At 63.6% G+C, this 13,110-nt stretch carries 7 protein-coding genes; 2 read left to right on the top strand and 5 right to left on the bottom strand.

Features of this window, described 5'->3' with window-relative positions; translation table 11 throughout:
- The first annotated feature begins 53 nt into the window (after positions 1 to 53).
- Positions 54 to 1,556, top strand: a complete 1,503-nt coding sequence (locus Q4S41_RS03170) for a DNA integrity scanning protein DisA nucleotide-binding domain protein (RefSeq protein WP_305029647.1) — start codon at positions 54 to 56, stop codon at positions 1,554 to 1,556.
- A 37-nt stretch (positions 1,557 to 1,593) separates the two neighbouring features.
- Positions 1,594 to 1,923: a hypothetical protein gene (locus Q4S41_RS03165; RefSeq protein ID WP_305029646.1), complete on the top strand. Its 330-nt coding sequence runs from the start codon at positions 1,594 to 1,596 to the stop codon at positions 1,921 to 1,923.
- A gap of 23 nt (positions 1,924 to 1,946) precedes the next feature.
- Here Q4S41_RS03165 and Q4S41_RS03160 read toward each other — a convergent pair whose 3' ends face one another.
- From Q4S41_RS03160 to Q4S41_RS03140, 5 genes are all read right to left on the bottom strand, one after another.
- Entirely contained in the window at positions 1,947 to 2,447 is a 501-nt protein-coding gene (locus Q4S41_RS03160) for a PaaI family thioesterase (RefSeq protein WP_305029645.1), read from the bottom strand.
- A gap of 158 nt (positions 2,448 to 2,605) precedes the next feature.
- The gene (locus tag Q4S41_RS03155; protein WP_305029644.1) at positions 2,606 to 4,582 is read right to left on the bottom strand and encodes a DUF3857 domain-containing protein; all 1,977 of its coding nucleotides are present in this window, start codon (positions 4,580 to 4,582) and stop codon (positions 2,606 to 2,608) included.
- Positions 4,583 to 4,642: 60 nt separating this feature from the next.
- Complete coding sequence (locus Q4S41_RS03150) at positions 4,643 to 7,561, bottom strand: T9SS type A sorting domain-containing protein (RefSeq protein WP_305029643.1); 2,919 nt, start codon at positions 7,559 to 7,561, stop codon at positions 4,643 to 4,645.
- A 42-nt stretch (positions 7,562 to 7,603) separates the two neighbouring features.
- Positions 7,604 to 9,544, bottom strand: coding sequence for a DUF3857 domain-containing protein (locus Q4S41_RS03145; protein WP_305029642.1), 1,941 nt, complete (start codon positions 9,542 to 9,544; stop codon positions 7,604 to 7,606).
- Between the two features lie 203 nt (positions 9,545 to 9,747).
- On the bottom strand, positions 9,748 to 13,050 hold the full coding sequence (locus Q4S41_RS03140) for a tetratricopeptide repeat protein (protein WP_305029641.1): 3,303 nt from the start codon (positions 13,048 to 13,050) through the stop codon (positions 9,748 to 9,750).
- Positions 13,051 to 13,110 lie beyond the last annotated feature (60 nt).

Below are 13,110 nucleotides of genomic sequence, written 5' to 3'. Positions count from 1 at the left end.
CGTGGGCATAGTGGATGTGGGAGGTTTTTGCCAGCCGTTTGTTATAGCGCTATATGATTCCCTCCCTCATCCTCGCCACCTCTCCCACCCTGCTTTGGGCCCATCAAATCCGCTACCACCAAGCCACCCAGGCCCTGGCGAATGACCTCTTCGATTTTCTCGACGACGACCTGAAGCCCTTTGTGCTGCTGCTGGCCCTGCCCACTGACCCCACGCAGTGCGCCCGCTGCCTGGAGCCCGAAGATTGCGGCCTGCCCAGCGAGCCGTTCGACGGGGCCGTGGCGCGCGGCAAGGTCATTCAGCTCACCGCGCCCCGGCCCTACGTGGAGAGCGACGACGTGCCCGCCGACATGGTGCGCCGCAAGCACGAGGTGCTGGGCATCCGCGATGCCGTGCAGGAAACCCTGGACCAGCTGGACGAGCACGCGCCGCACCAGCATTTTGCCGGCTGGCCCGTGGAGATGCACGGCCACTACGTGGTGACGGTGCTGCGCCTGCAGCGAAAACCGCTGCGGGCCTATCCGTCGCTGCGGCCCCACCGCTTCTATACCAGCGGCCGGCCGCTGGCGCCGTCGCTGCTGGTGGCGGCCATGTACCGCTTCAACGACGAAACCGTGAAGGCGCTGAAGGACGTGGCGGCCGGCCTGGGCTTTTTCGTGCGGCCCCGCGAGAGTGAGGAATTGCTGCGTAGCGCCGGCAAGGCCCTGATGGACACGCCCGCGCAAGCCCTGGGCCTCGACCCGGCCATGACGCAGCTCTTCAGCACCTGCAACACCATCAGCAGCCTGCGCTACGAGGGCGCCGAGGGCGTGGGCAAGCTGCTGCTGGCCCGCCGCGGCCACCCCAACCTGGAGGAAATATTCGCCCTCACCTGCCCCACGGCCCTCACCGACTACCGCGCTGTGCGCAAACTGCTGGAGATGACCACGCCCGACGTGCACCTGCTGGCCGACGGCGACAGCGTGTACGCCCTGGGCCGCCAGGTGGGCCCCTACGATGCCGAGCGCGAAGACCTGTTTATCATCAGCTTCGTGACGCACTACGCCTGGGAGTTGCAGCACGCCGGCCAGGTGCTGCTACGCTCGCACTACGGCCTGCCCGGCCTGCCCCACACGCGCCTCAACCGCACCGGTTTCCGCAAGGCCCTCAAGCGCACCTTCGCCCTCACCGACCCGGCCAAGGTGGAACGCCTCTGGGACGTGGTGCTTGAAGCCAGCCGCCAGAAGCACGGCACGCTGCTCGTCATCACCACCGAGGCGCTGGCCGAAGCCGACCGCCTCAAGCTGCAGTGCACGCTCATCGAGCCGGTGCCGCTCACGCCGCTCATCACCCAGCTCGTCACCAGCATCGACGGCGCCGTACTGCTCGACCCGGAGGGCTACTGCTACTCTATCGGCGTCATTCTGGACGGCCGCGCCTCCGGCCGGGGCGATGGCGCTCGTGGCGCCCGCTACAACTCGGCCCTGCGCTACGTGGAGAGCTCGGAGTATCCGTGCATCGCCATTGTGGTGAGCGAGGACGGGCTGGTGGACGTGATTCCGTCGGAACGGGAGTAAGCGTGAAACCATGTGCCCCGAATGTTTTCAGCAAGAATTGACAACATTTCCCTCTTATTGGGAATTCGCTGTTTTTGAAGCTGTGCTGCATGAGAAACTTGCGCAACAGAAATTATTCCCCTGGCAGCATCTGCCGTTCAAAGCCCCAAACGATTCAGATACTGAGCAATTATACCGATGCCCAGCCTGCGGAGAAATATGGGCGCTTTCCCAGCCAGATAATGCTTGGCGTGGCTATTTCCTGCCGCAACAGAAGGCCGAAACGTACCGCAGAAAACTTCACCGACAAGACTTTGCAAAAGGTCTCATCGGTGGAGTTTGCTTATTAGCGCTGATTGTTTTTTCGCTGTGGAAACTCTTGGGCTAAACCACGTTTCATCAAAAGAAACCCTACTTCTTCGCCCTAAACGACCAAGTGAGCCGGAACACGGCCACCACGTCGCCGGCTTCGTCGGTGCCGGTACTGGTGCATTCCACGGTGCGGCCTTCGCCGGTGGCGCGGCTTTCGGCCACGGCCTGGGCAATGCGTGGCCCGTCGGGACAGGTGAAGGAAATCAGGCCCACGGCTTTTTTGGTAAAATCGCCCTGGATGCTCACCACCAGCATCGAAACCGGCCCGCCGGCCTGCACGTGCATCATGGCCTGAATGCCGCTGGCCAACTCGGCTGCCATCGCTAGGCAGGCAAAGTAGATGCTGCGAAACGGGTTTTGCGTGAGGTATTTGTAGCGGATGGTGACGGTGGCTGCCTCCGGCGTGAGCGCCGTAAGGCGCAGGCCCGCCAGCCAAGCCATGGGCAGCTTTTGCAGCAGAAAGAGTCGCAGCTTCAGCGGGTTGAGTACCTGACGGCGAAAGGCGGCGGCTTGCGGAGAATCGGCGGGGACGGTGGGCATGGTCTTAAAGTTGATTGGTCTAAAGAACGTCATGCTGAGCGAAGTCGAAGCATCTCGCGTGGGGTAGTAAACCAATCGATTAAGTTACTACCCTACGCGAGATGCTTCGACTTCGCTCAGCATGACGTTCTTTTCTTACCAGTCCAGCGCAGGCGGCGCTAGCTTTTCTTGTCCAGCACCAGCACCACTTTGTTCCAGTTGGCCGAGGCATTTACCACGGCGCGGAAGGCTTCGAAATCGGCTTTGGGCCAGCGGATTTGGCGGTAGTTTTCGTCTACTGTCACCGTCACGGTCTGGCCCTGCTGTACGTAGGAAGAGTGGAAATCGTAGTCGGGTTTGGCGGCGTCGGCACCGGCTTTCACGTCTACGTTCAGGTCGTTGAGGTTGCGCACGGTGTAGCCGGCCGGCACGTCGAAACGGATGGTGCGCAGGTAGCGGCGGTTGTTGTCGTTTTCTACGTCGAACTGCCGCTCTTCCTTCTGGTAAAGCTCGGTTTGCGGGCCCAGCAGGGTGCCGATTTTGAAGAGGTAGCGCGGGCCGGCTTTGTCGAGCAATGAAGGCGAGTCGAGCTGGCCTTCGATGATGAAAGGCTTTTCGAGTGGGCTCACGCCGCGTTCTACGTTTTGCACAGTCATTTTCTGGAAGTTGGTGGCGTCGGCCACCACGCCTTTCTGCAGCTGTTGCATGATTTCGGTGCGCTTGGCTTCGGGAATTAAAGCCCAGAAAGGCTGGATTTGCAGGGCCGGGTAGCCGCCCAGCGTCTGGCGGAGCTGCACGGTGCTGCTGCTCAAATCGGGCGAGAAGGTTACGGTGGCATCGATGTTCTGTGGGCTCTGCTCGGCCGTGAGGGCCGGAATTTCCTTCACCTTGCCCACCGCTGATTCAATATTGCCCAGCTTTACACCCTTGATGAACAGCCCGGAGCCGGCCGTCCAGTCGGCGGGCAGCATGCCGTAGCGGTACTCGGGGCGGCCGGGGGCCAGGTACTGCCCGGTGGCCGGGAAATACAGCGCGAAATGGTCGAGGTAGTTCCAGGTATCGAAGCTGCCGTCGAAGGGCGCGGCCTCGCGTCCGCTCGTCACTACCACTTCATAATCGATGCCCAGCGTGCGGTAGATGGCGGCCAGCAGGTGGGTAAAGCCGGCTTCGGGGGCGTTGTGGGTGGCTACGACCTGGCTTAAGGCTGGGTTGGCGCCTTCTTCGAGGTTAAAGTTGAGTTTCACGTAGTTCTCGGCAGCCATAATGCGCTCGGGCAGCGGCCCGCTGGTGGGCAGCTTGGCGGCGGCCAGCACCTTGGCCACAGCCTTCACGTCGTCCTTGCCCAGCTCGGTCATGTTGCGGTAGAGAAACTGGCTGGCGTCGGCCCAGGTGAACTGGCGCACTTGGCCCTTGCTGGCAATGTAGGCCAGCTTGTACTCCACGCGCATGCGCTGGGCGGGCACGTTGGCGAAGGCTTCGTCGCGCACGCCCGGCACCGATTTTAGGGCGAGGCGAAGGGCGCGGTGGCCGGTCATGGTGGTGTCGACGGTCACGGCCGGGCCGTTGTAGACGTGGGCTTCGAAGGTCAGGGCTTCGGGCGAAATCAACTCGAATACCACGTCGCGGGCCGCAATGTCGGTTTGCAGCACCTCGCTGCCAAAGTGGTTGAAGCGCCGCTCGCGGGTGTAGAAGTACTCCACTTCGCTGCCCTTTTCCACGCCGTCCACGGCAAACACGCGGAAGCCGCGGCCGCCCTCCTGGTCCTTCAGCTCCTTCATGTCGGCGGCTTTCACCTCGTGCACCTCGCCGCGCGGGCTGATGGTGCGGGCCTTGATGTCGACGGGCGCGCCGGTTTCCAACACCGGCACTACAATCTTGTTAAACCGCTCGATGCCGTCGGACGAGTTCACGCGCACAATGCGGTGCTCGGTGGCAAACAGGCGCATGTCCTTACGCGACTTGTCGTAGTAGTACTCAATGCTCGTGAAATCGCGCAGAATAATGGCCGGCAGTTCGGCCTCCTCTTTGGAAATGGGTAGGCGCTGCTTGCGGGCCACGTCCCAGTTGTAGCCGGCGTGGATGAGGTCGGGCGGCAGGGTTTGGGCCGGTGCAGCGGCCGCGATGAGCAGGAGAATGGCGAGGAGGAAGGGACGCATTTGAAGGGGTAGCAAAACAATAAGTAAACGATTGGCAGACAGTTATTTTTGAATCAAGAACTAATATTTCACCAGCGTCTGCGAAATTGGCCCTTGCGTGGTGAAGAGCCGCAATACGTACAAGCCTGGAGCCAATGTACTTGCATCGAGCGAATAGCCGGAAGCATCGCGGTTAAAAGGCAACTCCTGGGTTTGCACCACCTGGCCCAGCTCGTTCAGCACCTCCGCCCGCAGAGCGGCCTGGGGCTGCAAGCCCGCAAGGCTGATGGTGACATGGCCGGTGGTTGGGTTGGGAAACAGGGTCAGCGCCGCACCCGGGCGTTTTGCCACCGTGGCCAGGGGCACGCGCCGGGCCCCGAGCACGGCGGTCCAGTAATCGTAGCCGCCCTGATTGGTGGACTGGTGCTCGCCGCTGGCGGTGGGCGAGTTGGACTTGCCGCCCACGGCGTACCCGTAGCCGCGCGTGGTGGCGAGGCAGGTGAGCACATCTTCGCCGCTGCCACCCAAGCGCTTATCCCACGAGGGCGTGCCGCTGCTGGTGAGGCGCAGCAGCCAGTAGTCAGTGCCACCGCGGCTCGGCTGGGTCACGTCGCCGCTCACGGGCGAGGTGCTGGAGGCGCCGATGATGTAGCCGCCGTCGGGGTCGATTTCGAGGGTGGCGGCCAGTTCGGCGCCGCTGCCGCCATAGCGACGCTGCCACTGCACCAAGCCGGTGTCGCTCACTTTCAGCACCCAGAGGTCGCGGCCGCCGTGGCTGGCCTCGGTCATCTCACCGCCGATGCCGGAGGACGTGGTGCCCAGCAAAATGCTGCCGCCGTCGGCGGTGGGGCGCGCTGCGGCCAGCCAATCGTTTCCTGGGCCACCGTAGCGGCGCTGCCATTGCAACACGCCCAGGCTGTTTACCTTCACCAGCCAGAAATCGGCGCCGCCGCGGCTGGGCTCCGTCACGTCGCCGCCAGCGGACGAGGTGGTGGAGCCGGCAAGCAGGTAGCCACCATCGGCAGTTTGGCGCACACTCACCAGCGAGTCGAGACCGGAACCGCCAAAACGGTGGTCCCATTGACGCGCCTGACGGTTGTTGATTTTCAGCAACCAGAAGTCGGTGCTGCCGCGGCTGGCTTCGCTGTGGTCGCGCCCGCTGCCGGAGCGGGACGTGCCGCCCAAGATGCTACCGCCATCGGCCGTTTGGCGGGCTTCGGCCAGCCAGTCGTCGCCAGAGCCGCCGAATTGAGCTTGCCAACGGAAGCGGCCCTCCGCCGACAGCTTCCACACTTCAAAATCCGCATCGAGCGGCAGGCGGGATGAACAGTAGTCCGGGCCGCCGCTAAACATCGTGCCGCCTACCAGCAGACCGTGGTCGGGAAGTTCCTGAAGCGAAGCCAGGTAGTCGTCGCGGCCTTCGGCACTAAAGGTGGTATCCCAACGAGCGACGCCGAGGGAGTCGCGCTTCACCAGCCACCAGTCGTTCAGGGTGCCATAGTTTGAGTAGCTGACGTCAGCCCCTGGCCCCGATTGTTTGAACCCAGCGCTGAGATACCCGGAATCAAAGGTTTGCAATACGGCCGTCTGCGTTTCGTCGCCGCTACCGGTGGCGGCCCGGTCCCACACGTGGTTTCCCAGCGAATCGGCTTTTACCACCCAAGCCTCTAGCACGCCCCGTCGGGGCTGGGTTCGGGTGCCCGACACCGACGAGGACGAGGTGCCAATGGCCATGACGCTGCCATTGGCGCCCGGCACCAGGGCCCCCATTAGCTCGTCGCTGCCGCCCCCGAAGACATGGTCCCAGCGCACTGCGCCGGTAGCGGCGAGGCGCAGCATCCAGATGTTGTCGAAAGCCGTGAAATTGGCCTGGGTTTTATCGCCGCCGATGGGCCCGCGGGTGAATCCGGCCACCACAAGGTCGCCGCCGGGCAGCTCCAGAATGTCGCGCGGCACGTCGTCTTCCACGGAGCCGAAGCGGCGGTCCCACACTTTCTGGCCGGTGGCGCTCAGCCGCAATATCCAGTAGTCGCTGCCGCCCCGGCTGAGCTGGCTGTGGTCGTGGTCTTGCCCCGACCACGAAACGCACCCCAGCACGTAGCCGCCGTCGCGGGTTTGGCGCACGGTCAGGGCTTCCTCGCCGTCATCGCCGCCCAGGCGGCGGTCCCACTGCTTGGTGCCGGCGGCGTCGTACTTCACCACCCAGACATCGTCCTCGTAAACCGGACCATTGGGATTGATGCGCGGCTGCGTGACGTCGCCGCCGGCCGCCGAAGCCGTTGCGCCGGCCAGCAAAAAGCCGCCATCGGCGGTGGGAATGCCGCGGCCCAAAATGTCGTCGCCTTCTCCCCCGAGGGTGCGGTCCCACAGCTTGTTGCCTTGAGCATCAAGTTTGATAATCCAGATGTCGTACCCGCCCCGGCCCGGTTCCGACTTGTCGCCCTGGGGCGGGGTGGCGCTTGGCGTATTGTTCCAGGTGTGGCCGGCTATGATGTAGCCGCCGTCAGCCGTTTGCCAGCAGCTTTTCACGAAGTCCATGGAATCGGTGCCGAAGCGGCGGTCCCACTCTTTGTTGCCCAGCGCATCGGTTTTCACCACCCAATAGTCCCAGGCGCCGCGGCTGGGCTGGGTGCGGTCGCCGCTACGGCCCGAGGTCGATTCGCCCGCTAGCAGGTAGCCGCCATCGCGCGTGGGCCACACGGCGCTACCCTCGTCGTCGCGGCTGCCGCCGTAGCGGCGGTCCCACTGCCTGGTGCCTGCGGCGGCGTATTTTATCAGCCACATATCGTTGCCGCCGCGCAACGAATCGGTCATGTCCAGCCCCCGCCCGGCGTATGAAGTAGCCAGGACGGCAAATCCACCGTCGGGGGTGGCAGTCCCGGCCCAAGCCTCAGTATGGCCCAACCCGGAAAACGTGCGTTCCCAACGCAGCGCCTGCGCCGCCAGCAAGCCCGGACTCAGCACGCTCAGCAGCAAAGCGAGGATGGAAATACGCCACATAATCATTCTAAACGAAAGGTTGCCTGATGCCCCACGGGGCGGCTAGGTCTTCTTTTTCTTCAAAATCACCACCTCGCGGTAGGCGCTGCCCAGCTTGCCCACCACGGCGTTCCAGCTGCCGAATTGCTTGGGCTGGAGCAGCAGGTAGTTCACGTACACCTCACGGTCCTGGATGATTTTGTCGCCCTGGCGCTCGTAGCTCACCTTGAAGCCGAGGGCGTCGCCCTGGGCCTGCACGGTGGGCGGCAGGTAGCTCACCTCGTAGCCGGCTGGTACTACCAGCTCGGTGCGGGTGTGGTCGGTGTGGGCAAATTCGTTGTAGCGCGGCAGCTTGCGGGTGGTCGAGTCGATGCGGTCGGTGGCGTAGGGGCGCTCCAGGCTCAGGTTCACGTATACCTCGTCGTCCACTTTCTGCACATAGTCCTGCAGGCGGTAGTCGTAGCTGATGCTCAGCGGCTGGTCGCGGGCGTCGAGGTTGGCGATGCTGTATTTGTCGACGAAGAACTTGTTGTTGCCGCGCTCCAGCAGGGCCTTGATGTACTTGGGCTCGGCCGTGCGGTCCAGCCCGTCGAGGCCGTAGCTGTGGTTCACTTTGGTGTAGCCGGCCAGGCTCAGCTTGCCGGTGCCGCGCAGGGTGGTGCCGTCCAGCGTCAGCACCGAGGCATCGTCGAAACCGCTGCGGGCCTTATCCATCGTGGGAATAGGCACTACGAGGCTGTTTTTAGGGTCGAGGCCGAGCAGGCCTTCTTTGCCCTGAATCATGGCTGAGGGCATGCCGTAGGGCGTGTGCTTGCTGGTGGCATCCAGGAAAACGTACTGGCCCGGCTTGGGCTCGTAGGTCGCAATCATGTGGTTGTCGACGCCGGGCGTGGCCAGCTCGGCGTACTTGTAGGGCAGGTCGCGGGTGCCCACCCAGGTGAGGTAGGCGTTTTTCACGCCGGCCAGGTGCAGCATGTCGTTGGTGAGGTTGGCCATGTCCTTGCAGTCGCCGTAGCGGCGGGCGTACACCAGGCCGGCATCGTGCGGAATGAAGCCGCGCAGCCCCTGCTCGAAGGCAATGTACTTCACGTTGTCCTGCACCCAGTAGTAGATGCGGCGCACCTTTTCCTCCTCGGTTTTGGCGCCGGCCACCAGCGAATCGACGCGGTGCTGCAGGGCCGGGCTGGGCTGCCGGTCGATGCGGCGCACGAAGTCGGCATACATCGTGTAGAGCTCGGGCACGCCGGCCAACAGTTTGCGCGTCTGGCCGTTCACGTTGGCTTCCTGCACGAAGAAAACGAGGTGCGGCAGGTAGTAGCTGGCCTCGGGGCCGTCTTCTTCGCGGGGCGGACTGGGCAGGTTGTCGGCCGTCCAGCGGTACACCACGGTGTTGCCCTTTTCCTCCCTGGTGTACTTGATGGGTGTGTTTTCGGCGTGAAACGTCTTGTAGCCGATGACCACGCCCTTGGGGGCCGTGATGGTCAGCTCGGCGTGCTTCACGGGCACGTAGGAACCCACGAAAAACGGCATCACGAAGCGCGCGTCCACGTGGCGCACGGTGTAGTCGGTGATGGTGCGGGCCCCGGGCGTCACGTTCGGAAACGAGAACGAGGTGGAACGGGTGTCATCGAAAAACACGCCCGATTGAATCTCGAACTTGTCTTTGAACTCCGTCACCTTCACCGTCTTGAACTTCTCGCCATTCGGCACCATGGTGCGGGCTTCCAGCTTCTGCAGGCGGTTGAAGTGCGAGCTGAACACCCGGTCGTCGGCGTACATGCCCGACTGTTCGTCGAGGTGTAGCATGTCGGCGTGGTGCCGGGCCAGCACCTGCACCGAGTCGTTGCGGATTTCAACGGTCAGGTCCTGGCGCATTTCCAGGTACACGGCTTTCTCGCCGGGGTACTGTTTTTTCAGCTCGGTCACGGCCTGGCTGGGCGCCTGGGCGTGGGCGGCGGCGGCCAGCAGCAGGAGCAGTGGGAGAAATAGTTTGGGAGAATACATCTAATGAATGGCTTAAAATCAGGGGCATAGAAAAGCCTCACAATGTACAAAGCGGCTGGCTAAAAAGTATTATCATTCAGCGTTTCCGCAGTGGGCAGAGTCATTTCCCGCAGTGCGCGCAGTGGTTTGGCGCAGTGGCCGCAGTATCGTTCTGGCATTGCTGGCAGAACGACACTGCGGCCACTGCGGGAAACGGCCTAGTCCTACTTCGTGGCGTACACCATCTGGTTCCAGTACACTTCGGTGCGCTGGGGCTTGCCGCTGGCGTCGAAGTAGGTGGTGGGGCCGCGGCGCTCGCCGCTGCGGTAGGTTTCCTCGCGCTCCAGGGTACCGTCGGGGCGGTAGTAGCGGCAGCGGCCGTGCAGCTGGCCGTGCAGGTACTGCTCCTCCTCCATGCGCTTGCCGCCGGGGTAGAAGCTTTCCAGCAACCCCGACCGCAGGCCCTTCACGTAAGCTGAGCGGCGGAACACTTCACCCGAAGCGTAGTAGTAGGTTGACGTACCGGTGTTCTGGTTGTGGTCGAAGGTTTCGGCGGCGGCGGGCTTGCCGTTGGCGAAGGCCACGGCCACGGGGCCGGTCTGGTTCACCAGCGGCTGCAAGGGCGCGCCCTCGCCTGGCCCGCGGAAGCTCACCAGTTGGCCGTACTCGTACATTTTTTCCACCACCAGCTCGCCGGCCGGGTTGAAGCGGCGGCTCGAGCCGTGCAGCTCGCCGCCCTCGTAGTGCTCCACGAAGGCCACCTGGCCGTTGGGGAAGTAGAAGGTCCATTCGCCTTCTTCATCGCCGGCGCGGTAGCGGCCCTTGCGGTTCAGCTGGCCGTTTTCGTAGTAGGTCAGCCATTCGCCGTGCTGGCGGCCGGTGCGGTATTCGCCCACACGCTCGGTCTTGCCGTTGGCAAACATGAGCTTGTAGGGGCCATGGCGACGGCCGTCCACCTGCGTCAGGGTCGACTCGGTGCTGCCGTCGGGGCGGTACGACAGGGCCACGCCGTTGCCGTTGTAGCACGTCATGGCGGCGTGGTAGTATTTCTTGCCGTTCGGGTAGCTCAGGTCCAGGTCCTTGCTATCGGGCTTCAGTTCCACGCGGCTCAACTCCTTGCCCGTGGAATCAAAGGAAACGACGCGGCGCAGCGTGCCAAACTCGCTCAGGCGCTCCTGCGTGAGCTTGCCGCCGGGCTCGTAGCTGCGCGAGGGGCCGTTCACTTCGCCTTTGAAATACTCGTACTCCTCACTCACGCGGCCATCGGCGTAATAATCTTTCCAGGCGCCGTGGCGCTGACCGGCCAGGTAGTAGCCGGTGCCCGAGGGCTGTCCATCCTGGTAATACTGCTCGTAATAGCCGTTTTCCTGCCCGTCGGGCCCGTATTGCAGACGGCGCTGCAGCTGCCCGCCGTGGTAGTAGAATTCCGAAGCGCCACTCTTTGTGCCTTTGTCGTCGTAGTGCGCCACTTCCTTCACCCCGCCGTCGGCGTAAAACCACTTCCACTCGCCGGCCAGCTGCCCGTCCACGAGCGTGCCGGTGGCGGCTTTCTGGCCCTTGGCATTGAGGGTCTGCACGGCCACGCGGCCTTTTTTCACGGGCTGGTCGAGCACCACTTTATTGGCTGGGTCGAAGTAGCGCAGGCGGGTGATGCGGCCGTGGGCGTACTCGGTTTCGGCGAAGAGGTGGCCGGTGTCGTCGAAGTTGCGGTAGGTGCCCTGGCGCTCGCCGGTGTCGTCGTAGGTTTCCTCCACGTTGGGCTTGCCGTTGGCATGGAAGGTGCGCCAGGTGCCCACGCGCTTGCCGTGGGCGTAACGACCCTGCTCGCTCACCGTGCCATTGGGGTGGTATTCGGTGTAATCGCCGTCATGCTCGTCTTTGTCGTTGGTCCCTTTGTTCTCCGGGGTTTTATCCGGGTAGTAAGTAACGAACGGGCCTTGTTTCACGCCTTTCACCAGCATGGTGGTGTATTCGGGCGTGCCGTCGGGGTAGAAGCCTTCCTCCAGACCGTCCACTTTGTCGTCGTGCAGCGTAGCGCGCAGGTGCAGCTGGCCGGTGTCGTAGTAGGTGGCGTAGGGTCCTTCCAGGTTGCCGGCCTTGAAGGTGCGGCTGCCGATGCGGGCGCCGCACTCGTTGTAGGCAATCAGGGTGCCTTCCACCTTGTCGGCCCGGTACGGAATATCCAGCGACGGCTGGCCGTTGGCGTGAAACTCGTGGGCCAGGCCCTCGCGCTCGCCCTTGTCGTTGTAGAGGAACGTCTTTTCCACGGTGCCGTCGGGCCGCAGCACTTTCCACAGCCCGATGCGCTCGCCGGCCGCGTTGTAGCGCCCCACCGCATCGATGGAACCCTGGTTGCTGAGCGAAATCCACTCGCCGGCCTCGTGGATGAATTTGTCTTTCTCGTTGCGGCCCGGCCCTAGCCCTTCCGGCTTGCCATCGCTGAACCAGCCCTTGAGGCGCTGGCCGGCCGGGCCGCCCACCACCTGCTGCTGGCCGCGCAGGTTCATCAGGGGTTCCAGCACGGTCTTCAGCATGGCTTCCACCTTGCTTTTATTCGATTTCACCCACTGCGCGGCCTTTTTATCGTCGGCCGATTGCAGGATGAGGTAGGTGAACGTGGTCAGGTTGTCGCCCTCGCGCAGGGCCTTCACCATGGGCCCGTAGGCCCGAATCCAGAAGTCGGTGGCCGGCCCGTCCACCGGAAATTTCTCCACTAGCAGCTGGGTTTGCTTCACCACCGCCGCCTGGAATTTCACCTTGCTTTCGTAACTTTTTTGCAGGGCAATTTTGCTTTCCAGCAGCTGGTCGAGCTCGGCAAAGGCATCGTTGGGCGCCAGCGGCTTTTCCTTGTCCTCGTCCCGCACCGTGGGCTCGCCTTTGGAGAGACGCTCGGCGTTCACCAGCATGCTGTGGCTGGTGGTGCCGTCGTCGGCCAGGGCCAGGAAGGTGAGCCAGCTTATCAGCGCGTGCGAAGGTTGGCCCTGCTCGGCGGCCAGCGAGCCCAACAGGCGGTGCGAGTTGGGGTGCAGCGGACGCAGTTCGATGCTGTGCTCCAGGTTGGCCAAGGCCGGCGCCACCCGGTCGTGCTGACCGAATTCCATCACGCCCAGGTTGTAGTACAGGCTCTGGCTGTACGGGAACAGGCGCAGGCCCTGCTGGTAGGTGGTGCGGGCGGCGTCCAGCTGCTTCAGCTCCTCCTGGGCGCTGGCCAGTGTGTTGTAGGTCTGGGGCTCGAAGGGCTGGAGGGCAATGGCGCGCCGGGCGGCGGCCACGGCGTCCTCGTGCTTGCCGGCCGCGCTCAAACTCAGGGCCAGCTCGCTCTGGGCAGTGGCGTAGGACGAGTCGCCGGGCGTCACAGCGCGGTACTTGGCAATGGCGCCGGCGTAGTCCTCCTTGTCGTGCAGGGCAATGCCTTCTTTGATGAGCTGGCCGGGCTGGGGCCAGGCATTGGGGTTTTGCTGGCTCAGGCCCAGCAGCGGGGCAGCCACAAGCAGCGCCACCGAGGCACCGCGGATAACAGTAGACATAACGAACAAGGGAAGGAAACAGAGAAGGCCACTTCCCGGCCGCTGGCCGTAGCAGCGGTG

It is taken from the genome of Hymenobacter convexus (assembly GCF_030580955.1).
GTDB lineage: Bacteria > Bacteroidota > Bacteroidia > Cytophagales > Hymenobacteraceae > Hymenobacter.
The sequence above is the reverse complement of the archived record's forward strand: the minus strand, read 5'-3'. Positions and strand labels throughout refer to the sequence as shown.

Coding starts and splice junctions, on each gene's coding strand:
- Q4S41_RS03150 (WP_305029643.1), bottom strand. CDS start 7,561: ATGTGGCGTATTTCCATCCTCGCTTTGCTGCTGAGCGTGCTGAGTCCG.
- Q4S41_RS03160 (WP_305029645.1), bottom strand. CDS start 2,447: ATGCCCACCGTCCCCGCCGATTCTCCGCAAGCCGCCGCCTTTCGCCGT.
- Q4S41_RS03140 (WP_305029641.1), bottom strand. CDS start 13,050: ATGTCTACTGTTATCCGCGGTGCCTCGGTGGCGCTGCTTGTGGCTGCC.
- Q4S41_RS03170 (WP_305029647.1), top strand. CDS start 54: ATGATTCCCTCCCTCATCCTCGCCACCTCTCCCACCCTGCTTTGGGCC.
- Q4S41_RS03155 (WP_305029644.1), bottom strand. CDS start 4,582: ATGCGTCCCTTCCTCCTCGCCATTCTCCTGCTCATCGCGGCCGCTGCA.
- Q4S41_RS03145 (WP_305029642.1), bottom strand. CDS start 9,544: ATGTATTCTCCCAAACTATTTCTCCCACTGCTCCTGCTGCTGGCCGCC.